This window comes from Paraburkholderia sp. BCC1876, assembly GCF_902833695.1.
GTDB lineage: Bacteria > Pseudomonadota > Gammaproteobacteria > Burkholderiales > Burkholderiaceae > Paraburkholderia.
In genome coordinates, this window is the sequence record NZ_CADFGI010000001.1 from 884314 (window position 1) to 909672 (window position 25359).

Annotated in this window: 28 protein-coding genes and 1 pseudogene; 11 read left to right on the forward strand and 18 right to left on the reverse strand. The window is 61.9% G+C overall.

Features of this window, described 5'->3' with window-relative positions:
• Positions 1-310: 310 nt before the first annotated feature.
• Positions 311-1084 (forward strand): annotated as a pseudogene (locus HWY05_RS03790) (MHYT domain-containing protein); the annotation flags it as partial.
• Between the two features lie 42 nt (positions 1085-1126).
• Here HWY05_RS03790 and HWY05_RS03795 read toward each other — a convergent pair.
• Entirely contained in the window at positions 1127-1564 is a 438-nt protein-coding gene (locus tag HWY05_RS03795) for a GNAT family N-acetyltransferase (RefSeq protein WP_176057428.1), read from the reverse strand.
• A 99-nt stretch (positions 1565-1663) separates the two neighbouring features.
• Between HWY05_RS03795 and HWY05_RS03800 the strand changes: the two genes are divergently transcribed.
• Positions 1664-2359: a pyridoxamine 5'-phosphate oxidase family protein gene (locus HWY05_RS03800; protein ID WP_176057429.1), complete on the forward strand. Its 696-nt coding sequence runs from the start codon at positions 1664-1666 to the stop codon at positions 2357-2359.
• Positions 2360-2378: 19 nt separating this feature from the next.
• On the opposite strand, the gene HWY05_RS03805 is transcribed toward HWY05_RS03800, so the two are convergent.
• The 4 genes from HWY05_RS03805 to HWY05_RS03820 are packed head-to-tail and all read right to left on the reverse strand — an operon-like array spanning position 2379 to position 4677.
• Positions 2379-2942 carry an SRPBCC domain-containing protein gene (locus tag HWY05_RS03805; RefSeq protein WP_208459075.1) on the reverse strand — a complete coding sequence of 188 codons (564 nt, stop codon included), beginning with the start codon at positions 2940-2942 and terminating at the stop codon, positions 2379-2381.
• Positions 2939-3424 (reverse strand): AAA family ATPase, encoded by a 486-nt coding sequence (locus tag HWY05_RS03810; protein ID WP_176057430.1) that lies wholly within the window; start codon positions 3422-3424, stop codon positions 2939-2941. The genes HWY05_RS03805 and HWY05_RS03810 overlap by 4 nt, the downstream gene beginning before the upstream one ends.
• A 34-nt stretch (positions 3425-3458) precedes the next feature.
• Positions 3459-3893: a GNAT family N-acetyltransferase gene (locus HWY05_RS03815; RefSeq protein ID WP_176057431.1), complete on the reverse strand. Its 435-nt coding sequence runs from the start codon at positions 3891-3893 to the stop codon at positions 3459-3461.
• A gap of 55 nt (positions 3894-3948) precedes the next feature.
• A complete protein-coding gene (locus HWY05_RS03820; protein ID WP_176057432.1) occupies positions 3949-4677 on the reverse strand; it encodes a hypothetical protein in 729 nt (242 codons plus the stop codon).
• 296 nt (positions 4678-4973) lie between these two features.
• Between HWY05_RS03820 and HWY05_RS03825 the strand changes: the two genes are divergently transcribed.
• On the forward strand, positions 4974-5294 hold the full coding sequence (locus HWY05_RS03825; RefSeq protein ID WP_176057433.1) for a pyrimidine/purine nucleoside phosphorylase: 321 nt from the start codon (positions 4974-4976) through the stop codon (positions 5292-5294).
• Positions 5295-5356: 62 nt separating this feature from the next.
• On the opposite strand, the gene gcvA is transcribed toward HWY05_RS03825, so the two are convergent.
• Positions 5357-6271 carry a transcriptional regulator GcvA gene (gene gcvA / locus HWY05_RS03830; RefSeq protein ID WP_176057434.1) on the reverse strand — a complete coding sequence of 305 codons (915 nt, stop codon included), beginning with the start codon at positions 6269-6271 and terminating at the stop codon, positions 5357-5359.
• A gap of 159 nt (positions 6272-6430) precedes the next feature.
• Here gcvA and HWY05_RS03835 point away from each other — a divergent pair, with 159 nt between their 5' ends.
• The 3 genes from HWY05_RS03835 to HWY05_RS03845 all read left to right on the forward strand — a co-directional run bounded on the left by HWY05_RS03835 (position 6431) and on the right by HWY05_RS03845 (position 8762).
• On the forward strand, positions 6431-7207 hold the full coding sequence (locus HWY05_RS03835) for an SDR family oxidoreductase (RefSeq protein WP_176057435.1): 777 nt from the start codon (positions 6431-6433) through the stop codon (positions 7205-7207).
• 140 nt (positions 7208-7347) lie between these two features.
• Positions 7348-7950, forward strand: coding sequence for a DUF1326 domain-containing protein (locus tag HWY05_RS03840; RefSeq protein WP_035558530.1), 603 nt, complete (start codon positions 7348-7350; stop codon positions 7948-7950).
• Positions 7947-8762 carry a DUF2182 domain-containing protein gene (locus HWY05_RS03845; RefSeq protein ID WP_176057436.1) on the forward strand — a complete coding sequence of 272 codons (816 nt, stop codon included), beginning with the start codon at positions 7947-7949 and terminating at the stop codon, positions 8760-8762. Before HWY05_RS03840 ends, HWY05_RS03845 begins: the two co-directional genes overlap by 4 nt.
• An 88-nt stretch (positions 8763-8850) precedes the next feature.
• Here the strand turns inward: HWY05_RS03845 and HWY05_RS03850 are convergent, their stop codons facing one another.
• From HWY05_RS03850 to HWY05_RS03865, 4 genes are all read right to left on the reverse strand, one after another.
• Positions 8851-9645: a hypothetical protein gene (locus HWY05_RS03850; protein ID WP_176057437.1), complete on the reverse strand. Its 795-nt coding sequence runs from the start codon at positions 9643-9645 to the stop codon at positions 8851-8853.
• A gap of 92 nt (positions 9646-9737) precedes the next feature.
• Positions 9738-11012, reverse strand: a complete 1275-nt coding sequence (locus HWY05_RS03855) for an oligosaccharide flippase family protein (protein WP_051980940.1) — start codon at positions 11010-11012, stop codon at positions 9738-9740.
• A gap of 228 nt (positions 11013-11240) precedes the next feature.
• Positions 11241-12152, reverse strand: coding sequence for a sterol desaturase family protein (locus tag HWY05_RS03860; RefSeq protein ID WP_176057438.1), 912 nt, complete (start codon positions 12150-12152; stop codon positions 11241-11243).
• 67 nt (positions 12153-12219) lie between these two features.
• The gene (locus tag HWY05_RS03865; protein WP_176057439.1) at positions 12220-13098 is read right to left on the reverse strand and encodes a LysR family transcriptional regulator; all 879 of its coding nucleotides are present in this window, start codon (positions 13096-13098) and stop codon (positions 12220-12222) included.
• Positions 13099-13223: 125 nt separating this feature from the next.
• On the opposite strand from HWY05_RS03865, the gene HWY05_RS03870 reads away from it, so the two are divergent.
• Positions 13224-14051 (forward strand): SDR family NAD(P)-dependent oxidoreductase, encoded by an 828-nt coding sequence (locus tag HWY05_RS03870; protein ID WP_176057440.1) that lies wholly within the window; start codon positions 13224-13226, stop codon positions 14049-14051.
• Between the two features lie 33 nt (positions 14052-14084).
• Here HWY05_RS03870 and argE read toward each other — a convergent pair whose 3' ends face one another.
• Genes argE through HWY05_RS03890 form a run of 4 tightly spaced genes read right to left on the reverse strand, consistent with a single transcriptional unit; the run spans position 14085 to position 17730 of the window.
• The gene (gene argE, locus HWY05_RS03875; RefSeq protein ID WP_176057441.1) at positions 14085-15269 is read right to left on the reverse strand and encodes an acetylornithine deacetylase; all 1185 of its coding nucleotides are present in this window, start codon (positions 15267-15269) and stop codon (positions 14085-14087) included.
• Positions 15262-15939, reverse strand: a complete 678-nt coding sequence (locus HWY05_RS03880) for a DUF1028 domain-containing protein (RefSeq protein ID WP_176057442.1) — start codon at positions 15937-15939, stop codon at positions 15262-15264. Before HWY05_RS03880 ends, argE begins: the two co-directional genes overlap by 8 nt.
• A 10-nt stretch (positions 15940-15949) precedes the next feature.
• On the reverse strand, positions 15950-16381 hold the full coding sequence (locus HWY05_RS03885; RefSeq protein ID WP_176057443.1) for a RidA family protein: 432 nt from the start codon (positions 16379-16381) through the stop codon (positions 15950-15952).
• Positions 16381-17730, reverse strand: coding sequence for an NAD(P)/FAD-dependent oxidoreductase (locus HWY05_RS03890; RefSeq protein WP_176057444.1), 1350 nt, complete (start codon positions 17728-17730; stop codon positions 16381-16383). Before HWY05_RS03890 ends, HWY05_RS03885 begins: the two co-directional genes overlap by 1 nt.
• A gap of 196 nt (positions 17731-17926) precedes the next feature.
• On the opposite strand from HWY05_RS03890, the gene HWY05_RS03895 reads away from it, so the two are divergent.
• Positions 17927-18853 (forward strand): LysR family transcriptional regulator, encoded by a 927-nt coding sequence (locus HWY05_RS03895; protein WP_035558552.1) that lies wholly within the window; start codon positions 17927-17929, stop codon positions 18851-18853.
• 128 nt (positions 18854-18981) lie between these two features.
• Here the strand turns inward: HWY05_RS03895 and HWY05_RS03900 are convergent, their stop codons facing one another.
• Positions 18982-20391 carry a cytosine permease gene (locus tag HWY05_RS03900; RefSeq protein WP_176057445.1) on the reverse strand — a complete coding sequence of 470 codons (1410 nt, stop codon included), beginning with the start codon at positions 20389-20391 and terminating at the stop codon, positions 18982-18984.
• A gap of 251 nt (positions 20392-20642) precedes the next feature.
• Positions 20643-21380 carry an SDR family oxidoreductase gene (locus HWY05_RS03905; protein WP_176057446.1) on the reverse strand — a complete coding sequence of 246 codons (738 nt, stop codon included), beginning with the start codon at positions 21378-21380 and terminating at the stop codon, positions 20643-20645.
• Between the two features lie 165 nt (positions 21381-21545).
• Between HWY05_RS03905 and HWY05_RS03910 the strand changes: the two genes are divergently transcribed.
• Both HWY05_RS03910 and HWY05_RS03915 read left to right on the forward strand, forming a co-directional pair.
• Positions 21546-22490: a LysR family transcriptional regulator gene (locus tag HWY05_RS03910; protein ID WP_035558557.1), complete on the forward strand. Its 945-nt coding sequence runs from the start codon at positions 21546-21548 to the stop codon at positions 22488-22490.
• Between the two features lie 194 nt (positions 22491-22684).
• Positions 22685-23227 (forward strand): DinB family protein, encoded by a 543-nt coding sequence (locus HWY05_RS03915; RefSeq protein ID WP_176057447.1) that lies wholly within the window; start codon positions 22685-22687, stop codon positions 23225-23227.
• A gap of 49 nt (positions 23228-23276) precedes the next feature.
• Here the strand turns inward: HWY05_RS03915 and yiaA are convergent, their stop codons facing one another.
• Both yiaA and HWY05_RS03925 read right to left on the reverse strand, forming a co-directional pair.
• Complete coding sequence (gene yiaA, locus HWY05_RS03920; RefSeq protein ID WP_035558561.1) at positions 23277-23717, reverse strand: inner membrane protein YiaA; 441 nt, start codon at positions 23715-23717, stop codon at positions 23277-23279.
• 131 nt (positions 23718-23848) lie between these two features.
• On the reverse strand, positions 23849-24466 hold the full coding sequence (locus HWY05_RS03925) for a YebB family permuted papain-like enzyme (RefSeq protein WP_176057448.1): 618 nt from the start codon (positions 24464-24466) through the stop codon (positions 23849-23851).
• Positions 24467-24582: 116 nt separating this feature from the next.
• On the opposite strand from HWY05_RS03925, the gene HWY05_RS03930 reads away from it, so the two are divergent.
• Entirely contained in the window at positions 24583-25320 is a 738-nt protein-coding gene (locus HWY05_RS03930) for a helix-turn-helix transcriptional regulator (RefSeq protein WP_176057449.1), read from the forward strand.
• Positions 25321-25359: the final 39 nt, after the last annotated feature.

Genomic DNA, 25359 nt, shown 5'->3' on the forward strand with positions numbered 1-25359 from the left:
AGTTGGGCTGCATTCCGACAATGCATCGAGCATTAAATTAGCTGGCACACTATTCAAACGCTCGCGCTCATTTAATGAGGCATCCGACGTACTTGCTTTAGATTCAAGACTGCTTTATCGTAAGCCGTATCGCGTCGACAAGAAGCAAAATAGACGGCACTCCGGCTGCACCGCAGCAACGGCAAAGACACTAAACGAATCGATCAACGCACAGGCCAGCGTTAGGCGCAGGGCCAGGTTCTTCGTCAACGAAGAATCCTGCCAGGTTGTCATCCATCACTAGTCGAGCTCTTCTGAAAGCCGTCAACCTATGCAAAGCAGCTATAACCTGGGGCTAGTCGCCTTTTCGCTTGTCGTCGCGACACTGGCGTCCTATACGGCACTCGATCTCGCCGACCGTATTTCCTTACTCGCTTACTCCCGTTCCCGGCACATATGGCTAGCCGGCGGCGCATTGGCCATGGGAATCGGTATCTGGTCGATGCACTTCATCGGCATGCTCTCGTTTTCCCTGAGTATTCCCATTGGCTATGATTTTGCGGTGACGGGTTACTCGCTCGTCATCGCCATTCTGGTTTCGTGGTTCGCGTTGCATGTTGTCACGCTCGATCGTCTGAAGATGTCGGGCTTAATCGCCGGCGGCACGCTAATGGGTTTCGGTATTTCCGGCATGCACTACCTGGGCATGGCCGCGATGAAGATGAATCCGGCTATTCAGTACGAGCCCACCATCTTCGCCGCGTCGATTCTGATTGCGATTGCCGCGTCCACGGCGGCACTCTGGCTCACCAATACATTGCGCGGCGCGGGGCCGAACCGTTTGATGCGCAAACGTATCGGCGCGGCTTGTGTAATGGGCGTTGCGATTGCCGGCATGCATTACACCGGCATGGCCGCGGCGGATTTTCCGGTTGGCTCGATTTGCGGTGCGGCGGGCGGCGTTAAACCTCAGTGGCTGGCGCTTGCGATCATTCCGTTGTCGATTGCGATTCTTGTCGTGACGTTGCTGCTTAGCCGGCTCGATGCGAGAGCGACGTTTCTGTCGAACTCGATTACGCGGCTGAATGAGCAGATCGATCGGATCCAGGGGCCGGCGCGGTAATCCGCTTCCAGCTTTACGCGACCTTCATTGCGGTTTCCGCGCGTAGTAGATATCCCATTCCTCTTCCGCCTCCTTGACGAACCCATGCCGCTGATAAAAGCGGTTGGAGTCGCTATCGCGAAGCGCGCCCAGTTTGACTTCAATGGAACGCGCGTCCGCATCGGCGAGGATCGCCTGCATCACGGTGGAGCCGATGCCCTTTCCCTGGTGCTCAGGCATCACATAGAAATGATCGAGCTTCAGATAGTCCTTTTCGGGCCGCGTTAAAACGAAGCCCACCGACACGCCGTCGATCACAATGAACTTGCACAGGTCCGGCTCAAACGATGCAAGAAAACGATCACGCGCCCGCTGCGGGTCGAAGCGGCCAATCCGCTCCAGACTTTCCCTCATCGCGGCGATACGCATTTGAACCAGCGTGTCGGCGTCGCCGTGAGTTGTGTTCGCGAACGTCAGGTTCATTCTCATGGCTCTAAAAATAGCGTTATTCGTGGGTCTACAAATCATGGCACGATTTTCTTATCGTGTGAGCCTTCCCGATTAAACGCACGGAGTTCCGCCATGACTGCCCCCGAAGCCGCGCCGCCATCCGAGCGCAGCCGCATTCGCCGCCTCGCGCAACGTGGACATTACGACCGCGCCACACTCCACGCGGTCATCGACGCCGCGTACGTGTGCCATGTCGCCTTCACCGACGACCACGGCGTGCACTGCATCCCCACCGCGTGCTGGCGCGACGGCGACTATCTGTACATTCACGGCTCCAACGGCAGCCGCATGCTGAAGCTGGCCGCCAGCCGCGCACAGGTTTGCGTGACGATCACGCACCTCGACGGCCTGGTGCTGGCGCGCTCGGCGTTCAACCATTCGATGAACTATCGCTCGGCGGTTATCTACGGTGAATTCGATGTGATAGCGGACGCGCTCAAGTCCGCGGCGCTCGATACGTTGATGGAGCACATCGCGCCGGGCCGTTCACGAGAAGCCCGCCCCGGCGACGCCAACGAACTGGCCGCGACGACCATCCTGCGTATTCCGCTCGATGAAGCCGCGTGCAAGATCAGCAGCAGCGGTCCCGAAGATGACGAAGCCGATCTGAATCTGCCGGTCTGGGCCGGCGTGCTGCCGCTGGCGCTGCAACCGGGAATGCCCGTGGTCGTCGCCGCGCCGCGCGGCACGCCCGACTATGTGGAACGTTGGCAGGACGCTGCGGTTCATCGCACGGCCGTGGACGCGCTGACGTCGACAACGTCCTGAGCGACCCCGCGCGCCCGCGTCACCCTGCGTGCTTCTGCCGGTTCACTTCTTTCGACGGATCTGGCGAAGCCGCGGAGGTCTGCTCGGTGCGTTGCTTCAACGCCTCGTTCATCTCGCGCATGCTGTCGACGGTGGCTTTCAGAACACCGAGAGTCAGCCGCCCGACGAGAACCCCGGTGAATGTTTCGCCTTGAATAAAGCGGGTTCTGTTGCCCACCGGCTCAAGAACGAACCAATGCTCGCCGTCGAAGAGACCAGGAAGCCAGACGTACCCTTTCCATCGCAACTCCCGCTCCGGTCGAACCACAAGAATTCGCGGATGAAACACCATGGCGTCCGGCCCGGTTCCTTCGGCGAATTCAATCACGTTGCCTTCGCGGAGTTGTCCCTCCAGCCGCGAAATCTCGGGATTCCACGCGGGGTAGTCGGCGGTTGCGGTGAGAACTTGCCAGACTGCTTGCGGCGAACTGTCGATCAACACGTCGGTTTCTATCGCGCCATTGCGGTGCAGCGCGAATAGCGCCAACGCAACTACGACAATCAGGCCAGGCAAGCCGACAATAAAGCGGTTCAGCAGACTCAAGTTTGATTCCTCGATGTATGCGCGGGAGCATCGTTATCAATGAGAATGATTTCGTCCAATCCTTCCGACAACGACGGCGCCTCGAATAGCCTGAAGACGTTGGCGATCGCCTCATCCGGCACGATCTCGTCGTGCGGACGGGTTCTGTTGCGGCCCAGAGCCGTTTCCAGAGAAACCCTGATCCAGACCCCCGTAACGGGCGATTTTGCACGTCTCGCGATCTCAATCAATCGCGATCTGCGCGCCGCAGTGGCGAGCGTCGAGTCCACGCAGATGACGTCCGCCGCAGACTGAAGGCGCGCCTTGACCCAGGTGGATTTTCCTGAGCCCTGCACGCCGATTACCAGAAAGACTCGCCGCGGGCTGTCCGCTAGCGCCGCGGCCAGGTCGGCATAAAGTCGTTCCCAAGCCGCCGTGTTACGTTCGGGTGTAAAGACCCGTCGGCCGTCTATCTGAAGGTAATGATCGGGATTGAGATGCACGGAGTAAGGAGTCTCGTAGCGGACGGGCGCCGCACTATCGCTCAAGCGGCCAACAGGACATGAAATGCCGCTCGTCCGTCGATCGATCGACCTTGAAGCCGTTTCTCTCATAGAGCTGTCGAGCCGGATTCACACGCAACACGCGCAATCGGATCGGCTTGCCACTCGCGTGGGCGCTTTCAATCAGACCTCTCAACAGCAACGTGCCGATGCCACGCCCTTGATGCGTCGGCAGGACGTAGAGCTTTTCCAGCATCACGGCATCCGGCTCTTCCGCTACCGCAATGCAACCGATCTCACCGTCGTCGCTTTGAATGATCTGGTGGATTTCCAGCCGACACGCGTCGCGCGGTTCCGGGAACCAGGTGCCCCACGTCTGTACGGCATAGTCGCGCATGCATGTCTCGTGGACCGCCGCCAGAAAATCCCAATCAGACTCGGTAGCGTGGCGCAAAGTGATATTCGGCATCGAAATTCTTTGCATCAGTGGTCCTCCATTTCAATTCGCCGCATCCCGTTCCTCGTCATCCCGTACCCAGCGCAAACCCCATGATCGGCTGCAAAAAAATATGGGTGCCAATGTGAGCGGTTTGCGCCGTGACAAAGCCATATCGCCAGTAGAGAAAACCCCACAAAACACCGGCCAGAATGAACCGCACGACCACATACAGCAGGAAACCCGGTGTCAGGTGCGGCGGATAGAACGGCGCCTCGTTGATCAGCATCGGTACAGCCTGCGCCAGAATAATGGCGAACCAGTAAGCGGCGCTCGGCAAACGCCCTTGCGAATCCCGCCAGACAAGTCCAAGAACCCATAGCACCGCCGACATGAAAAACAGACGGTAGAAAATGTCCTCGTTGAACCCGCGCATCATGAAGTAAATCAGGCGTGCCGGCAGCGCAGACCCGGAAAAATAGGCGACGTAACTCGAAGGCAGCAAGCGCCGAAACACAACAAGATCGACGAACGCGACGTAGAGCGCGACGAGCAGGCCAATGCCAAAAGCGACCGCAAGCGGATGACGAAGACCGTGAGCCGCCAGTTGCAGGCCGCTTCGCTGAGCACAATACAGCCCAACGACACCGAGCACGATAAACAAGGCGACGCGAGCCCACGGCATGCCGCCGGTGACGGCATCGAAGACTCTATCGAAACCTGCCCGCGACGCGATCAGCGCGCCGACGCCGAGAAGCACGCTGGCCAGCAGCCAGTTCGAACGAAGTGAGCGTTCGGGCAATGTCGAAATACTCATGGGCTTTCAGAAACCATGCAACACCTCGATGACGGTGAACCCTATTCGCTGGGAAATCCGCTGCGCCTGTATGACTCGAACGTATTGAAACATTGAAAAGAACGGAATGCGCGTTTTGATTAAACGAAATTCAGCTTTACAACTTTGCTGCGCGCGCCAAGCCACACAGCGCCAGCCTGTATGATGGCGGCTCCGCGCCGGACCGCCCGCCCAGGCGGCTCGCCTGACTCGCGGCCAGCACCATGGCCACCGCGCGCCAACGTATTTCATTCATCATGACCAGGAGGAAGACCGCCATGACGGCCGCCACGCAATTCGATCAAGTTTCCGTTATCAAACGAGCCAACGTCTACTTCGACGGCAAGTGTGTCTCGCATACCGTTCTGTTCGCCGACGGCACGCGCAAAACGCTCGGCGTGATTCTGCCGGGCACGCTGAACTTCGGCACCGACGCGCCGGAACTCATGGAAGTGCAAGCGGGCCAATGCCGCATCCGTCTGGAAGGCAGCGACACGTGGCAGACCTATAGCGCCGGCGAGTCGTTCCCGGTGCCGGGCAAGAGCCGTTTCGATATCGACGTGGTTGAAACGCTCGACTACGTTTGCAGCTATCTGTAAATGCAACAGCGACGACGCGCGGACCTAGGCCGCCCGTCGTCGCTCGCGAATGGCAAGCTCATTTAAGCGGCCGACGCTTCCTCAACCAGCCAGTCGCGGAACGCAATCAGCTTCGGCAACGCGCCGCATTCCGGCCGGTACACGACGTAATACGCGAGCGCCGAGGTCAACGCCACCTCGGGAAAAAGACGCACCAGCCGCCCCGCCGCCAGGTCGTCGCTCGCCATCACGCTGCGAGCCAGCGCGACGCCGTGTCCATCTATCGCCGCCTGCAGCACCGCGGCAGAGTTGTTGATTCGCAAGCCCCGTTTCGTCGCCACGTCTTTCACGCCGGCGGCGTCGAGCCATGCGTCCCACGTCGCGAACCCCGCGTGACTTTCCACCGACTGATCGTGAATCAGCGTCTGCCCGGCAAGATCGGCCGGCTTGCGCAAGCGGCGGCTGTTCTGCAGCAGCACCGGCGAACAGACCGGATAGAGCTCCTCGTCCATCAGCTTGTGCGCCCTCAGGCCGGGCCATGAACCGGTGCCGTAACGCACGCCGATATCGATACCCTGCGCGACGAAATCGAGCAGCTTGAGGCTCGTGTCGAGCCGCACGTCCGTCTCCGGCCATGCCGCCTGAAAGCGGTCGATGCGCGGCAACAGCCACTTCGCCGCGAACGCCGGACTCACCGTGACGGTCAGCACACCGTTCGCCGATCCTTCTTTCAAACGCGACAGCCCCAGATTCAGGCGATCGAATCCCGCGCGAATGTCCGGCAGCGCGCGCTGCGCCACTTCCGTCGGCACGAGACGCGCGCGGCCGCTGCTGCTGCGATGAAACAGCGGCGTGCCGAGCCAGTCTTCGAGGCTGCGCACCAGTTGCCCGATGGCCGCCGGCGTCACGTTGAGCTCCAGCGCCGCCGCGGAAAAGCTCTGATGCCGGGCGCTCGCCTCGAAGGCGCGCAACGCGTTCAGATAGACGGGTGACTTCATGATTAAAAGAATTTCTTTACTGGTTGCGAAGATTATCTCATTTGCCGGGGTGGCTTGAGACGCCAATAATCACTTCGTGAATTAAACGAAATATCCGGGGAAAAAGCGACGCAAGCAAGACACGCGGGGCTGTCCCGATTCTTATCACGGAGAAGCATCATGAACAGTTTTTCTTCTAATGTCGCCATCGTCACGGGTGGCGGTTCGGGTATCGGCAAGGAAGTCGCGCGGCGTCTGGTCGAAGCCGGCGCATCGGTAGTGATCGGCGGCCGCGACGCGAAAAAACTCGCGCAGGCCGCCAGCGAAATCGATCCGGGCGGCGCCAGGGTGCGCACGCTGGCGGGCGACATCGCGTTGCCCGCGACGGCCAACGCGCTGGTCGATCTCGCGACGCAAGCGTTCAGCGGCGTCGACATTCTGATCAATAACGCGGGCGTGTTCCGTCCGAAGGCGTTCCTCGACGTCGACGAAGCGGAGTACGACTGGTTCCTCGACACCATTCTGAAGGGCAAGTTTTTTATGGCCCAGGCAGCGGCGCGCGCGATGAAACTTCGCGGCGGCGGCGCGATCGTTCAGACCGGTTCGCTGTGGGCCTTGCAGGCGATCGGCGCGACACCGTCGGCGGCTTATTCGGCGGCGAACGCGGGCGTGCATGCGCTCACCCGCAACCTCGCAATCGAACTCGCGTCGGCCAACATCCGCATCAACACAGTGGCACCCGCGGTCGTCGAAACGCCGGTCTACAACACGTTCATGAGCGAAGATCAGGTGAAGGACACGCTGCCGACGTTCAACGCGTTTCATCCGCTCGGTCGCAATGGGCAACCTGCCGATATCGCCGAAGCGATCCTGTTCCTCGCGTCGCCGCGAGCGTCGTGGATCACGGGCACGGTGCTGCCGGTGGACGGCGGCGTGATGGCGGGACGTCAGGCTTGATCGCGACGCGTCAGGCCACCTCGGATCACGGTGAAAGCGATTGACGTCGGCGACTTCGCAGCCGGACAATTACCTCCCCTTGCGGTCGTTTTACGACGGCCGCAAGACGGTGTTTCGCGTGCCTCCACATGGAGATTCGTATGAGCTATCACCTGGAAGGGCGTCTACTCGAGGTGTGCAATTGCAAGGTCCTGTGTCCTTGCTGGATCGGCGAGGACCCCGACAACGGAACCTGCGACACCATCGTCGCATGGCACATCGACAAAGGAACGGTTGAAGGTGTGGATGTGGGCGGCAACACCATCGCGGCCGTCGCGCATGTCCCCGGCAATATCCTGCAAGGCAACTGGACCGCCGCGATTTTTATCGGCGATCAGGCGTCGCCGGAGCAGGAAGCCGCGCTGTTGAAGGTCTACACCGGCCAGGCCGGCGGCCCGGTCGCCGACCTGGCCAAACTGATCGGCCAGGTGGTGTCGGTGGAGCGCGCGCCGATCCGCTTTACCGTGGTCGCGGGCAAAGGCGAACTCGAGATCGGCACGAACTACTACGCGGAGCTCGAGCCCTACTCGGGGGCAACCGGCAACCAGACGACCCTCTCCGACACCGTGTTTTCCACCGTGCCGGGCGCGCCGGTTTTTGTCGGCAAGGCGCCCACCTATCGATCGAAAAACGCGGCGCTCGGCATCGACCTCCATATCAAGAACCATAACGCGCTGCAGAGCACCTTCGTCTTCGACGCATGAACGCGCCGGCAAGCCGGGCACCGTCCGGCTCCTCGCGCCATCGTCACGTGTTCGTGCCGCTAATGGCTGCGTTGATCGCGCTCGCCTGGGCGACGTTGTGGGCATGGGCGCGCAGTCCGTATGGACGCTATCTCGACCACGGCGACTGGACCGCCTCGGGGCCGGCGGCGTTTCTATGCCGCACATTGCCCGCGGGCAATGTGCTATTGCCCGCGCTGCTCTACGCCGGCGCATGGATTCTGATGACGGCAGCCATGATGCTGCCGAGCACCTTGCCGCTCTTCAATGCATTCGACCGCCTGATCGCGCAACGTCCCGATCATGCGCGTCTCCTCATGCTGCTCGGCCTCGGCTATATGACGGTGTGGGGTGCTTTCGGACTCGTGGCGCACCTACTTCATAGCGCCGTGTTCGCGCTGTTTGCCCGCGTGCCCGCGCTCGCGTGGCATGGCTGGATGATCGGCGTCGCGATCGTCGGATTGGCCGGCGCATTCCAGTTCAGCAAGCTCAAACATCGTTGCATGGACAGGTGCCGCACGCCGCTGAGTTTCGTTATCGAGCACTGGCATGGGCACGCGCAGGCCCGCCAGGCGTTCGCACTCGGGGCGCACCACGGGCTGTTCTGCGTCGGTTGCTGCTGGGCGCTGATGCTGTTGATGTTCGCGCTCGGCACCGGCAGCCTCGGCTGGATGCTTCTGCTGGCCGCCGTGATGGCGATCGAAAAGAACGTGCGCTGGGGCAGGCGGCTTAGCGCGCCGTTCGGCGTGGCGTTGTTGTCGTGGGCAGCCTTTATGGCGGTGACGCTCGCCTGAAGCGCGCGGGTTCGCTCGCGTGGCGAGACCCTGCGCGCCACGCGTGTTGTGCGACGCGCGCGACATCTTCAGCGTTCGCGCGACTGCCTCATTCAGTGGCCGCGACACCCGGCCTAACCGCCTTCGCGCGTGGCGTCGTCGCTAGCCGCTTCGTGCACCACTGCACGAACATCGCCAGCAACGCGGCCTCGATAAACGCGACCAGTGGACGCTGATAAGGCAACGCGAACGACAGCAGCAAACAGAACGCGGCAAACGAAAACCGGCCGAGCACCATGCCGCGCAGCAGCGAAATGACGAAGTCCGGACCATGCGCCCGATGCGACGACACCGACAGCACGATGCCAAGCAGCGGAAACACCGCGAGCAACCCGCTCCACGCGGCGCCCACCCTTCCCGACAACGACGTGACCAGCAGCGTCAACACCGCGCCGGCCACCATCCGGCCAAGCAGGTCGGTGCGCGACAGCGGCGCGCCGGCCGCGACCGCCGAACTGCGCGGCAGGAACGACTGGCCGAAACACACCGCGGCGAGCGCCACGATCGCAGCCCATAACGGCGACGCAGGCAACCAGGATAGACCGCACGCGGCCACGAACCACGCGCTCAGGCCGGTCGCCAGCGCAAGCGGCCAGGAGCGCGTGCGGCAGGTCCATGCGTAGGCGAAATTGAAGGCTTCCGAAGCGAGAATCGCGGACAACGATAGCGTCGCGGCACGCGCGCCGAATGCGGGTCCATGCGCGAGCACGAGCAGATACAGAATCGGCCCGGCGACCACCGGCAGGCCAGCCAACCAGCCGGCGATGGATGGCCCCCACCACTTGCCCGACATCGAAACGATCAGCAGAAACAACGGGACGAGCGTGAGTTTGAGCGCGAGCATGCCGGAATCGAGCGGAGGTAAAGTGGGATCATACCGTGCGCTTCCGCCCGCTCCGCCCGGTCCCTTCCACAGCCGGTTCTCTTGAGCGTCAATCAGACAACCGGCGGCACAGGACGCGCATCATGCCGCCGCAACGTGCGATACAGCATCCACGTAGCGGCCGAGCCCATGCCGATCGTCATCGACCACGCGACGCCCGTCACGCCCCAGTAGTGCGTCATGGGCGGCACGATGGCGATCAGCAGCACCATCTGGATCAGCGACGCGTGCGTGACCGCCTTCGCATCGCCGACCGCCCGCAGGTACGCGACGAACACCGCGATCAACGCGCCGATCGCCATGTTGATGACGAAAATCTTGAAGAGCGGCACGGCCGACATCCACGCCGGCCCGAGAATCAGCGAGAACAGCGGCTCGGCGATCATCCGCAGCAGCACGACCAGGACCGCGAGGCCAGCGGCCACGATCATCAGATACAACCTGACGCGACGCGCCGCCACGCGCGCATCGTGCCGGTGTTGCGCGGAAAACGTCGGAAACAGGTATTGGCCCATCGCGAACGCGGCGTCGGTCAACAGCATCTGCGCGAGCTTCGACGACATCTGATACGCGCCGAGTTGCGCCGGTCCGAGCAGCTTGCCGACAATCACCTTGTCGAACTGGTTGAGCAGCAGGTTCACCACGCTGCCGGCCCAGATCCAGCGGCTGAAGTCAATGTAATGGCCAATGCCGGCCCACGCGAGCCGGATCGGCGGACGCGGCCGCATCGTGATCCAGGTGAGCAGGCTTTTCAGCGTATCGCCGACGATCATCCCGATCAGCAGCGAATAAGCGCCCGCGCCACTCAGCGCAAGCGCGAGTCCGGTGCAGCAATCGAGGAACGCGGCGGCCGTCTCGATCCCCGCAAGCTGCTGAAAACCGCGATTACGTTGCACCACGAAATAAGCCGGCGAAGCGAGGCCGCGAATCAGCGGCAACGCCGCCGCGAGTTGCAGCAGCGTGAGCGCATTGCCGAGGTGAAACTGTCGATTCATGACCGGCGCGAGCGCGACCAGCAGCAACGCGACCACGATGCCGCGAGTCGTCAGCGTGGTCCAGACGGCGCCGAGTTCCTGATGCGTGGGCGTGTCGCGTCCCTGGATCACCGCCTGCGCCAGACCGGTATCGGACAGCGATTCCGCGATCGCCACCGCGAGCAGCGCAATGCTGACGCTGCCTATCGCCGACGGCCCGAGAATGCGCCCCAGCGCAAGAAACTTCACCGCCACGAGACCGCGTACGACGACCTGCTGCAACAACACCCAGGTGGGCGCACTCGGCCCAAGGCCTCCTCGCACCGAGAAAGCCGTAACCCTGATCGATCTCACTGTCTCCCCTCCCTGGTCGCTTGCTCCCCGGATGGCGTCTTGTCATGGCGATCAGGGCGGATGCGGCGTCGACCGAATTTGCGTCATCTTTGCGCCACGCTCTGTGCGGCACTGAACGTGGCGTGACAAAAATATGGCGGAGGCAAGTCAGGGAGACTTTGTTTAGGAACGGAAAGCAAACGGAAACGGCCGTGGCAAGCCCGGCCTTCCATGATCGATGCCAGGACCTCAGGGTATTTCCCTGGCGATACCTGGAGGGCCGGCGCGGCGGCGTAGATCTTCGGTGGTCGCGCCGTCGCCGTCAGGACGCCAACCCGGTGGTTTGAACAGATACCCGCAGACTTCGCCCAGCGAACGCGCGGTCTTCAGATCGCGCCACAGTGCGCGCCAATGATCGAACTCGATCGTCAGCATGTTGTAGGTCGTGACCGGTTGCACGAGTCCGTAGCGGCATGGCGTGTCGCGCCGCTCCGCGATATAGGTGCCGAAAAGCCGGTCGAACACGATCAGTACACCGCCGTAGTTGCCGTCCAGGTATTCGAGGTTCGACGCGTGATGTACGCGATGCGCTGAGGGCGTGTTCAGCAGCCATTCCAGGGGTCCGAGACGCGGAATCCAGGTTGCGTGTATCCAGAACTGGTACAGCAGGTTGAGCGACAGAAAGATGAGCACGACGCGCGGCGGCATACCGAGCCATGGCGCGAGCAGAAAGAACAGTTGCGAACCGGCGAGGCGGCCGGCCCACCCGAAACGATACGCTGCCGACAGCGTCAGTTGGTTCGGCGAATGATGCACCGCATGGTTGCACCAGAACCAGCGCGTGCGATGCGCCGCGCGATGAAACCAGTAGTAGCAGAACTCCTGACCGATGAAGCAGGCAACCCAGCCGCTCCAATGGTTCATCGGCACAGTCCAGAGCCGGTGATGCCAGACCCAGTTCATTGCATCGCCATAGAAGGCCAGCGGCAGCAACCAGCGCAGCGGATATTCGCGGACCAGGAAGTCAGTCACCGACACCGCCGCCGCGCGCCAGTCGTAACCGTGACGGCCGCGTCGAACGGTGAGCACCACGGCTTCGGCCAGCGACGCCACGAGCACCACCGCGACGCTGTATTTGAGGATCGTCAGCAACACGTCCATGCGCGAACACTCCGTATCGGCATGCGGGCTAGCGTAGATCGGCAAGCCTCGTATCGCAAGAGCAAAGTCATTCGCCAAACGCTTGCAACGCGAACTCGACAAAACTGCGCAGCTTCGGCGAGCGATGATCCGCGAAGTAAACCAGATGCATGGGACGACTCGGCAATTCGTAAGCGTCGAGGACTTGCACGAGACGCCCGGCGGCGACATCCGCTTGCAGCAGCACGGCGGGCTGCATGACGATCCCCAGACCCTGCAACGCGGCCACGCGAAGCGCCTGGCCATGGTTGACGCGCAGACGGCCGGTGACCGCGACATGACTCGTGCCCTCGGCGCCGCTCAGCCGCCACGGCGCGCCGGACGACGAACTGAACGCGAGGCATTCATGCCCGGCCAGATCGTCGGGATGCTGCGGCGTTCCGCGCGCGGCGAGATAGGCGGGCGACGCGCAGATCATCATCCGGTACGGCGCTAAAGCACGCGCGACCAACCCCGTGTCCGCAATCGCGCCGATCCGGATCGCGGCGTCGAAGCCGTGCTCCAGCAGATCGACGGTGTGATCGCTCAGCGATAACTCGACCTCGACTTGCGGATGCCGCGCGAGGTAATCGCCGAGTGCGGGCGCCAGCGCTTCACTGCCGAACGACACGGGCGCCGTCACGCGCAGCGTGCCGCTCGGCACGGCCTGACGGTTTTCCGCATGGGTGTCCGCGGCGGCGACCAGACGAAGAATTTCCTGGCAGCGCACGTAATAGCTTTCGCCGAATTCCGTGAGGCTCTGACGCCGTGTCGTGCGATTGAGCAGCTTCATGCCGGTGCGTTTTTCCAGCGCGCGCAGATGGTTGCCGGCCATCGTCGACGACATGCCGCAGTCCGCGGCGGCCGCGCTGAGGCTTCCCGCGTCGACCGCGCGAACGAACACCCGCATGCTATCCAGAAGATCCATTTGACACTCTCGGTTGCGACAGAATCAAGAGTTTCGCAGATTATCTCCGTTTTCTTTTAAATCATACTGCGGCTTCCGCGCCGACGAAGGCACTCCGCCTCGCGCGCCATTCATGGAGCCTCCGCATGACGACTCAATCGCCCGCCCTTTTTCCGCAGCGCTTCGCCGGCCGGACCGTGCTGATCACGGGTGCTGGAACCGGCATGGGCAAGGCCGCCGCGCTGCGTTTCGGCCGCGAAGGCGCCAATGTCGTGGTAGCCGGTCGACGCGCGGCCGAACTCGACGCCGTGGCCGCCACCATCGAGAACGACGGCGGCCGGGCGCTCGCGATTCCAACCGACGTCACCGACGCCGACGCGGTAAGCCGTCTGGTCGAACGCAGCGTCGCCACGTTCGGCGCGCTACATATGGCCTGGAACAATGCGGGGATGCTGGGCGCCATGCAACCCATCGTCGACATGGAGCCGGAGGACTTCGATACGGTCATGGCGACCAACTTTCGCGGCGCGGCGCTGTGCGTGAAGTACGAGTTGCGGGCAATCCTGGCCGCGGGTGTGGCCGGCGCGATCGTCAACACGTCGTCGTGGACGGCCCAAGGCGCTCTGCCAGGCACCTCGGCTTACGCGGCGAGCAAGGCGGCGCTCGATGCGATGATGCGCGCCGTCGCGATGGAGGTGGGCTCGCGCAATATTCGCGTCAATAACGTGAGCCCGGGCGTGATCGCTACGCCCATGTCGGCCGCCGCGCTGGGAGACGAACGCGCGATGCGGCCGTTTCTATCGCACACGCCGTTGGGGCGTATCGGTCAGCCGGAAGATATCGCCGACGTGGTGCTCTGGCTGCTCTCGGACGACGCTCGCTTTGTCACCGGACAAAGCTTGCTGGTCGATGGAGGATTCACGCTGGGCGGTCTGCGGCCGTGGCTCAATGAGCTGGTGGCCGAGCACGCGTAAAGGACGAGCGGTCTCCTGACCGCTCGTGCCGCTTTAGCGCGTGCTCAGTTCCGCTGCGCGAGCGTCGCTGAGATAGCCGGCCAGCCGAACCAGCATGGCATCGCACTCGCCCAGTTGCTGAACCGTGACGAACTCGTCCGGCTTGTGCCCCTGGTCCATGCTGCCGGGCCCACAAACCACCGTGGGAATGCCGGCCTCATCGAACAAACCGCCCTCGGTGCCGAACGCCACCGTGCCGAATTCGGACGAGCCGCTTAACAGCGCCAACAGACGCGCCGCCTCGCTATTCGGCGAGGTGGCCAGTCCTGGGTACGCGCTCAGCGGTTGCAGATGAATGTCCGTGTCGGCTTGCACCGAGCGCATGGCCGGCAGCAATTCGGCGTCGGCATAAGACCGCAGTTCGTTCGAGACCGCTTGCGCATCGAAGCCCGGCAGCGCGCGCACTTCGAAATCGAACTCGCATTCCGCCGGCACGATATTCAACGCCCGGCCGCCTTTGATGAGGCCCGTCTGCACCGTCGTAAACGGCGGATCGAAACGCTGATCGTGATGCTCGGCCTGCGCCAGTTGCGCGCCGATCTGTCCCAAGCGACCGATCAGCCGCGCCGCGTATTCGATCGCGTTGACGCCATACGGCGCGTAAGCCGAGTGACACGCCGCGCCTTTCACCTGGCAGCGCATCGCGAGTTTGCCTTTGTGGCCCAGCACCGGTTTCATGCCGGTGGGCTCGCCGATCAGACACAGGCGCGGCTTGTGCGCACGCTTCGCCAGTTCGGCCAGCATCGGCCGTACGCCGAGGCAACCTACCTCTTCATCGTAGGAGAACGCAAGGTGCACGGGCAACGTCAGCGGCTGGTCGAGAAAAGCGGGCACGGCCGCCAGCACGGAGGCAATAAAGCCTTTCATGTCGGCGGTGCCGCGACCATACAAACGGTCGTTGTTCTCCGTGAGACGGAACGGCTCGACCGTCCACGCTTGCCCGTCGACGGGTACGACATCGGTATGTCCGGACAACACGATCCCACCGCGATCCTCGGGGCCGATCGTGGCGAACAGATTGGCCTTGGTGCGCTCCGGGTTGTAGAACAGTTCGCTCCGCACGCCGAGATCCGCCAGGTAATCGCGGATGAACGCGATCAGTTCCAGATTCGAATCCCGGCTCACCGTCGCGAAGCCGATCAGTTGTTCGAGCAGCGCGCGGCTCGACTGCCTATTCATCGCCCGGTACTCCGTAACCTGGCGCCGCCGTTGGATTCAGCGCGCGGGCCAGGTAGTCCTGCATCTGCGGCCGATACGCTTGCCAGAGATCGTCGAGCTTGCCGATCGGGTCTTCATCCGCCCAGTCGAGTCGCAAATCGACAATCGGCCAGCTCACCTCGCCGACCACCTTGAGCGCCGCCGAATGCACCGGCCCGGCTTCGCCGCCGGCCGCCATCGCCGCATGCATGGCCGACAGCAGACGATCCGCGAGCATCCCCGACGCGTTCTCGAACGCATGAACCATCGCGTCGATCACCTCGCGATCCGCCAGCAGATTGCCCGCGGCAACGCACTGCTTGCCGGCCACGGCATTGTGAAGACCGAGCGCTTCGTCACCGCTGAAAAACGCGGTACGTCCCTCGTTATCGATCACCGTCACCTGGCGATAAGCGCGCCACGCGTCGGTGCCGAGCGCGTGGTCCAGGGCCGCCGCCGGTTCGCCCTGCGGGGCTTCGAGGCCATCCAGAATCCGCGGTCCGAGCGCGGGCAGCGTGACGTTCTGCGTCGCGACCGCGCCCACGCCCGCGCGCACCCACGGGCACCGCGCGCCGACCGCGATACTGGACGAGCTGATGGCGATTCCAAGCTGCCCGGTGTCCGGACAGCGTCCAACGATCGAGAATGTCATGCCCTGCTCCTTAAGCCGGGTTCGCCGGCCAGCCGTCCGGGATCACCGCGATCACGTCGATTTCCATCAGCCACTGCGGCTGGCCCAGCGCACTGACGACCAGCCCGGTGGAAATCGGGAATACGCCCTTCAGCCACTTGCCGACTTCCTGATAGACCGGCTCGCGATAACGCGGATCGATCAGATACGTCGTCGTCTTGACGATGTGGGACAGGTCGCTGCCCGCTTCCAGTAGCAGTTGCCTGACGTTTTTCATCGCCTGTTCGGCCTGCGCCTGCGGATCGCCGAGGCCGATCAGTCGGCCGTCGAAATCCGTGCCGACCTGGCCGCGCACATAAACGGTATTGCCGGCGCGAACGGCCTGGCAAAGATCGTTATCGAGCGACTGGTTCGGATACGTGTCTTTCGTGTTGAACATGCGGATGCGCGTATGAGTCGGCATTAATTCACTCCCAATTCGTTGACGTGTTGAACTCGCGATACGGCCGGCGAGCTGGCCGGCGCTTCCTTGCGGGACTGCGTTGTCTCGCGCTGCGAAGCGTCGCGATAGGACAGATATTTGCGCTGCGTGGCGATGTGGTCGGCGATATGTTTTGCGTCGTGCCACACGCCCCAGATAAACGTGGAGCCGCGCCGCGACAGCCACGGCAAACCCAGAAAATAGACGCCGGGTTCGCTCGATACGCCGCGTTGATGCTGCGGCTTGCCTTTGGCGTCGAACGCGTTGACGTGGAGCCAGTCGTAATCGACCGCGTAACCGGTCGCCCAAACGATCGAGGTCACGCCGGCCGCGGCCAGATCGAGTTCGAGAAGCGGATCGCTCACGCAGGCCGGGTCCGCAAACGTGCGGCGCGCTTCGGGTTCTTCCGGCAGATCGAGGCCGTTGCGGGCGATATACGCGTCCGCCGCGTCCAGCAGCGACAGATAGTTCTCGTCGCCGCGTGCGAGGTTGGTCGCGAGATCGGCTTCGAAGGTGACGTGTGCGTCGTCGAAGGTCTTCGTCAGACCGACCAGCGTCACGCCCTGATGCGCGAGCGCTCTGAAGTCGACGGTATAGCCGCCGCGCGCGCCGCTTACCGCGATCGTCACGTGTTCCTTACCCGGCCGCGCCGCTTCCTTGTCCCATTCGCCGAGCACGCCCAGCCACCAGCAGAAGTCGCGCTTGCGATAGGCGCGCGGAGGACGGTCGTGCGGGCCGACCGACAGGTAAACCTGCCGCCCTGCACGCTGCAACTCATCCGCGATCTGCACGCCGGACGAGCCGGCGCCGACCACCAGAACGCCGCCTTCGGGCAGTTGCTGTGGATTGCGGTAATCCGCCGAGTGAATCTGCGTGAGTGTGTCCGTTTGCGGCGCGATCGGCGGAATCACCGGGCGCTGGAACGGTCCGGTCGCCACCACCACGCGGCTCGCCTCGATCACGCCTATCGACGTTTCCACGGTGAAGCCCGGCCGCCCCGCATGGCGCGCCACGCTGGTCACCGCCACGCCCGTGCGGATCGGTGCATTGAACTTGTGCGCATACGCTTCGAAATAGTCGGCGACGCGTTCTTTCGGCGCGAACGCGTCAGGATCGAGATCGTCGAATTCCAGACCGGGGAAGCGGTCGTGCCAGACCGGACCGTTGGCGACCAGCGAATCCCACCGCCCGGTGCGCCAGCGTTCGGCAATGCGATCGCGCTCCAGCACCAGATGCGGCACACCGAGCTTGCTCAGGTGTTCACTCATCGCGACGCCGGCCTGACCGGCCCCCACCACCAGCGTATCGATCGAAATTTTTTCAGCAGTCATCGCTGTTTCCTTTTGAAAAGCGTTGGATGGCAAGCGCCGGCGCTACCGCCTCGCTCAACCATGAAGAAAATGTACGCTGGCCGCCTGATTTGGAAAAACATATTTAAAAAATCCATAGCATCGTTTTTTTCTATGCAAGGACGTTTTGTGTGGATCACAATGCAGCCAGTGGAACCCTGTTTGAGGAGAGAGACGGATGGAAAGCAATCCGCTGCGTTACTCGCTGCGCCAACTGCGATATTTCGTCGTGACGGCGGAAGCGCTGTCGTTCACCGCCGCGGCAAAGCGCCTGCATATCTCGCAGCCGTCTATCTCGACGTCGCTGGCGGATCTCGAGGAATCGTTCGGCGTGCAGTTGTTCATTCGCCATCACGCAAGCGGTTTGTCGCTCACGCAGGCGGGCCGCGACCTGCTGGGTCACGCGCGCAATCTGCTGAAGAATGCCGAAGACCTGCAACTGGCCGCAAAAGAAATGGACGGCGGCATGACCGGCACCATCGCGCTCGGGTGCCTCGTTTCGCTGGCGCCGCCGCTGATGCCCGGCATCATCAGCCGCTTTGTGCAGGACCATGCGGGCATTGCGTTCCGCACCGTGGAGGCGCATCAGGACACGCTGCTGAACGGCCTGCACGACGGCTCGCTCGACATTGCATTGACGTATAGCCTCGATATCACCGAGGGCATTACCTTCACGCCGCTGCTGTCGTTGCCGCCGTATGTGATCCTGCCGAAGACGCACCGGCTCGCGCGCGCCCGCAAGGTGTCGCTCGAAGAGCTGTTGTCCGAGCCTTACGTGATGCTGGATCTGCCGCACAGTCGCGAGTATTTTTCAGCGTTGTTCGACGCGGTCGGCAGCCGTCCCGTCGCCGCGTTCCGCTCGTCGCAACCGGAAGTGGTGCGCGGCATGGTGGCGAACGGGCTGGGTTACAGCATCCTTAATTTCCCGCTGAAATCGAACCGCACCGTGGACGGCGAGGACTTCGTGATCAAGCGCTTCAAGGACGACGTGAACGCCACCACGCTCGGCATCGCGCAATCCAATGCGATGAAGCCGCGGCAGGTAGTGCGCCGCTTCTCGACGTTCTGCGAGTCGTATATCCGGCGGCTGCATATTGAGGGGTGATTCAGCGGTGATCGAGCGGCGCGGGTTCGGCAACACTAACGCTGCGTCGGAATGAAAAAAAGCAGCGACGAAGATTTCGTCGCTGCTTTCCTGCAGGGCAATTTTATTGGGCGCTTCAGTGAACCGCCTCAGTGAACCGTGACGCTCGCCTGATTCTGACGTCGACGATACGCGGTGTCCCGCGTGGCGAGCCAGTAGTAAAGCGGCGTCGTGACGATAAGGCCCACCAGCCAGGAGAGATCCGCGCCGTCCAGGTGCGCCGAGAACGAGCCCACATACATCGGCGTGTTCATGAACGGAATCTGCACGACGATGCCGACGGCGTAGGCGGTCAGCGCCTGCATGTTGAAGCGTCCATAGATGCCGCCGTCCACGCGGAAGATCGAATCGACGTCGTATTTCCCCTTGTGGATCACATAGAAGTCGATCAGGTTGATCGCCGTCCACGGCACGAGCACCACGAGCAACGCGAGCACCAGGTCGACAAAGTGGCCGACAAAGTCTTTCGACGCCCCCACCGCCGCAAAACAGCAGGCCGCCATGATGATCAGCGACAGCACGGCACGCGCCTTGACAGTCGGAATCCACTTATACGCAAAGGTCTGCAGCGAAGTAATCACCGACAGCACCGCGCCATACAGATTGAGCGCGTTGTGGCTGATCACGCTCAGCAGGAACAGAACCAGCATGAAAGGACCGATTGCGCCGGTGGACAGCTTCACGGCGTCCATCGTGTCGACGCCGGGAGGCACGGCGAGCACGGCCACCGCACCGAACACGAACGCAAGCGACGAGCCCAGCGTGCAGCCGAGATAAGTCGCCCAGAACGTGCGGGCCACGCCGACGTTGGCAGGCAGGTAACGCGAATAGTCGGACACGTACGGCGCAAACGCAATCTGCCAGAGCGCCGACAATGACACCGTGGCCAGCCAGCCGGCGATATTGAAGCCGCCGCGCGTCAGGAAATCGGCGGTCGTCACGTGGGTCGCGATATACGTGAAGCCGATCACGATACCGATACCCAACACCCAGGTGCCGATCCTGTTGAGAATGTGAATGAACCGGTATCCGATGATGCCGATCAGTCCCGACCCCAACGCACCGACCAGAATGCCGACCGGCACCGGGATCGACGACTCGATACCGTGCAGCGACTTGCCCGCCAGCACGATATTCGATGCGAAGAAACCGACATACATCACGCCGGCAATCACCGTGACGAGCAGCGCGCCCCACGAGCCGAACTGAGCCCGGCTTTGTATCATCTGCGGAATACCCATCTGCGGCCCTTGCGCGGAATGCAGCGCCATCAGCACGCCGCCAATCGCCTGACCGACCAGAATCGCAATGACACCCCAGAACAGGTTGAGGTGGTAAATCTGCACGCCGAGCGCGCCCGTGACGATCGGCAGCGGAGCGATGTTGCCTCCGAACCAGAGCGTGAACAGGTCACGCACCTTTCCGTGTCGTTCCTCGTGCGGAACGTAACCGATGGTGTGTTTCTCGATCAGTGGAACCGCACTGCGGCTGTCGGCCATATCACCCTCCCTTTCCTTCGTTGTTGCGCGTTGGCGCTCGATAAGTTGCGACCAGGGCGTTGACGTCGCGCGGCAGACCGGCCTCTGCCGTTGCCTGCGCCCCATGTGTCAATTCAATTTACTGAGGCCATATTTCTTTGACCAACACTGTTTACCGATGCCTTGCATAGATTTTTTCGATGCAGACAGGGGTAAAGCGTGGCGCGCAACCGGTCGATGAGGGGCCGAAAACGCGTGCGTTTCTCAGCGCCTCACCACGTTCCCGCAGTCGCGCCGCCATCTACGGCGAGCACCACGCCCGTGGTGTATTCCGCGTCGGTCAGATAAAGCACCGCGTCCACGATGTCCTTCGTCGAACCGAGTCGCGCGGCAGGCTGCAGCGTCTTCATGAAGGCATGCCGCGAAGGATCGTGCAGCGGTGTGTCGATTGCGCCCGGCGCCACTGCCGAGACCTTGACGTTGCTCGACGCCAGTTCGAGCGCGAGGGCTCGCGTGGCCTGATTCAAACCACCTTTGATCAGCACGGGCAAGAGCGCGGGCACTTTCGCGGTCGGCTGCATGGCGATGCTCGCCGTGATGCTGACGATATGTCCTTGACGGTTGCGGGCCATATGCTCGGCCGCCTGCTGCGTAGGATAAAAGAAACCCTTCAGGTTGGTGTTGATCAGTGCGTCGAGATGGTCGTCCGTGTAGTTCGCGATCGGCTTCGCGATGAAGATGCCCGCGTTGTTGACGAGCACGTCGACTTTCCCGAACGCGGCGATCGCGCGCTCGAACAGCGTGCGTGACGTCGCCGGATCGGCGATATCGCCGGCGACCGTCAGGAAGTTGGGCGGATTGCCCAGCTTCTGCGCAGCCGCTTCCAGACGCTCGATCGTGCGGGCATTGCCGACTACGTTGTCGCCGCGCGCCAGATACGCCTGCGCCAACGCAAAACCAATCCCGCTGGATGCGCCCGTAATGACCACGGTTCTCGCTTCGTTATTCACGGTTGAACTCCTGCCAGGAATGCGCGGAGAAAGCTCGCGGATCTGCGTCGCAGCGCGCCACGGCAGGGAATCCGCCGCACTTCGTCGATTCCCTGAGGCGGACTATACTGATGCCGTTTCAGTCGATAAATCCGGTTTTCTAAAAATCACCTGATACACCATGTAATGAATAGCAAACGGCAATTCGACGACCTTCTGCTCGGCAGCATCGAACTTTTCTGTCTGGCAGCCGAGCTGGCAAGCTTCACGGCGGCTGCCATGGCGGCCGGTGTCACGCCGGCGGCGGTGAGCCGTTCGGTGTCGCGACTGGAAGAGCGCATGGGCGTGCGACTGTTCGTACGAACCACACGGCAGATCCGCCTGACCGACGCGGGCCGCGCGTATTTTGAGCAATGTCGAGAGGCGCTGTCGCAACTGGTCGACGCGGAGCGTCAGGCCACCGGGCAGCAATCGGAGCCGGCGGGACCGTTGCGTATCAGCATGCCGACGCCCTACGCGCACTACAGGGTGTTGCCGCTATTGCCGGAGTTTCGCGCGCGCTATCCCCGCGTGCAGGTCGATGCGCACATCAGCAATCGCAATATCGATTTCGCGGAAGAGGGCTACGACCTCGCGATTCGCGGGCGCGCGCCGGTCGATTCCAACCTGATCGCCCGCAAGCTCGAAGATGCCGAGTTAACTCTGGTCGCGACGCCCGAGTACCTGTCGCGCAACGGCACGCCCACGTCGCTGGAGGATCTGAAGGATCACGAGTGCATCCAGTTCGAGCGGCCGAGCACAGGCCGGCGAATCTCGTGGACATTCAGGCGTGGCGATGAAACCGTCGAGCTGATCACGGACGGCGGCTATTCGAGCGGCGGCGACGTGCTCGGCGGCGTGACGCTGGCGCGTCATGGCGCGGGACTGTTTCAAACGTATCGCTTCGTGGTGGAGCGGGATCTTCGTGACGGCACGCTCGTCGAAGTTCTGCCTGCGCTGGGTGGCGCGTCGAGGCCGTTCGTGCTGCTGTATCCGCATGGCCGCCATCTGTCGCTACGGGTGCGGTGCTTCGTCGATTTTCTCGTGGAGAAACTCGCTGGTGACATGCGTGGGCGAAACGGTCGACGCTGAAGCGGGCGACTCAGCCACGCATCCAGAACGTGAGCGTTCGCCGCAATAAACGCCCATTGCGGGGGTCAGAAATTCAACTGATGCGCGGCTATGACGGATTTTCACTGCATTGGGAATGCGAGTGGACAACGGGACCTTCTCCGAAAATAATGTAGGTGCAGCTCACACACTATTCGAACGAGGAAACACCCCCCATGAGTGCAGCCAATCTATTGCTCAAGATGTTCCGCTATCAGGCCTGGGCGAATCAGGAATTGCTGGACTCCATGCAAGGGCTCGATGCCGCGCATCATGCCGAAGAACGGCATATTGCCCTTCGGCTAATGAATCACTGTCTGGTGGTGGAGAAGATATTCGCCGGTCATCTGGCGGGCAACAGTCATGGGTTCGCTTCGGACAACACGCCGGACACGCCTTCATTAGAAGCACTGCGCGCGGAACTGTCGGCAATAGACAACTGGTATCTGGAGTACGCGAGCACCGTCACGCCTGACATGCTGTCCCACTCAATTCCCTTTTCATTTACCGACGGCGATAGCGGCACCATGACGCGCGAAGAAATGCTGACCCATGTGGTGATCCACGGCGGCTATCACCGCGGCGAAGTAGGACGGGTCATGAAACAGGTATCGGCCAGCTCGCCGCAGAGTTTGCAGTTGCCGTGGGACACCTATGCAGTTCATCTTCATCGCAGCGAGCCGTCGCGCAGGCTGCATGACGTGGTAGCGGAAGAATGATCGCAGCGTCGCGCGCAAAGACGGGCGCGACGCTATTCCGCAATTGCGCTTATTCCGGCGTGCCCTGAGCCGGATCGACTTCCGCGAATTGCGGTTTGGTGGCCTTGATATCGCGCGTGTTCTTCTGCACGGCAACCGAGCCGAACAACGCCAGAATAAACGCCATACCGTAGAAGCCTTTTTCGCTCAGCGCCAGCGTCGCGTTGAACAGCCCCGCGCCAAGCAGCAGGATGGACAGCAGAAGCGAAACCCAGCACAGGCCGTAGTAAATCGCCGTAACAGGAATGCCTTCTACGCGATCGCGCACGCTCTTTTGCAGCGAAATCGCCGCGAACAAACCAAATACGAGCACCGTGAAGTAATAACCTTTCTCGTTGAGCTGCATACCGGCATTCCACAGGCCGAGCAGAAACGCAAAGAATCCAGCCAGTAATGCGCCCCATGAAGCGGCAACGAATGCGAAAGACGGCTGTTGCGTGGAACGGTCCATAAAAACTCTCCTTTTGTCGATTAATTTGCTCGAAGGGTAACGCGATTTAGACGCGACCGCAAAAACTTATTGATCCAGCACGAGAAAAATGGATTACCCCGTTTAGTCTTAGTGTTAGTACGGTCTATGGCTTAATGACTGCTTCTCGTTGTCGAAAGCGCAGGCACTATTTCAGGGGTGTCGCTCACCATCCGCAAATGCGGGCTTCGAAGCAAACTCGCTGGCGTCACAGTGGGACGGTGCCACGGAATCCGGCCGAAATACCAGAGCCGCCAGAACCCCAGCTTCGGATCGGGATGACGCCGCAGCAGCGTCGCAAAGGTCTCCACCTCGCCGAGTTGAATACGGGTCGCGTCGAAAACGACCTCGCGAACGAAGCGCGAACAGAACTGCCCTCGCGAATTCAGATTGAAGCCGGTGTCGTAGAACGCGCCCATGCGGCTTGTCACCGCGTCGATCAGTTTGTGGCGATGGGTATCGTCAAGCGGCGTGGCGAGTCTCGCGATCGCGTAGCGCCCGTTTTCGGAGCGTTTGACAAAGCGTGTCATCGGCGTGGTTCGCGCTAAAGGAAAGGTGCTTTCCGCAATCAGCGGATCGTCGCCGCGATCGTCGATAACGATACCCACGTGATTCGTCCAGGAGTTCGTGGCGTTGGCCACCTCAAGAAACGGCCGCGCGGTGACGCGGATGAAAACCAGATCGCCAACGCGTAGATGGGCCAACGACGTTGCGTCCGCTCGTCTCGACATGCTGATCTCCTCGCTTGTTCGATGGAGCGCAGTATGCAAGCCGGTCGCAAATATCGCATCTTCTACTTGGAAAATTGCTTAGACTGATACCTTTGGTATCAAAATCCAATACCCCCATGACTGAGACCCGTCAGCTCATTGCAACGATCAAGCAGCAACTCAAAGCGGCCGGGTTGACTTATCGCCACGTCGCACTGGCGCTCGATTTATCGGAACCGAGCGTCAAGCGTCTGTTTGCGGGGGAAAGTCTTTCGGTGGAGCGGCTCGTGCAGATCTGCGATCTGCTCGGTGTCACCCTGATCGAATTACTGCAGGACGCGGAGTCGTCGATTCCGCGCCTGCATGTCCTCACACGTGAACAGGAGGCGCAGCTCGTCTCGAATGACAAGCTGCTGCTGGTGGCGATCTGTGCGCTGAGTCACTGGTCGCTCGAAGACATCGTGTCCGCTTACCGGTTGTCGAAAGCCGAGTGCATCAAGCATCTTCTCGTGCTGGACCGCATGGGAATTGCGGATCTGAAACCGGGGAACCGGATCCGCTTGCTGGTGGCGCGAGATTTCGACTGGCTGCAGGACGGCCCGATCCGGCATCTGTTTCTGGAACAGGGCTTGCCCGATTTCATGGAGAGCCGCTTCGACGTGCCGGACGAGTCCATGGACTTCGCTCACGGCATGTTGACCGAAGCGGCCTACGCTCAACTGCAAGTAGAAATGCGCAAGTTGCGCGGCAAACTGGCCGCGCTTCACAACGAATCGTCGGCCGCCCCGTTGACGCAGAAGCGCGGCACTGCCCTGCTTCTGGCAATGCGCGTGTGGGAACCTGAAGTGTTCAGAAAGCTCCGGCGGGCGGCGTGACGCCCGCCGGTTGGGAACGCCTAAGTTCTCTTCGATGAA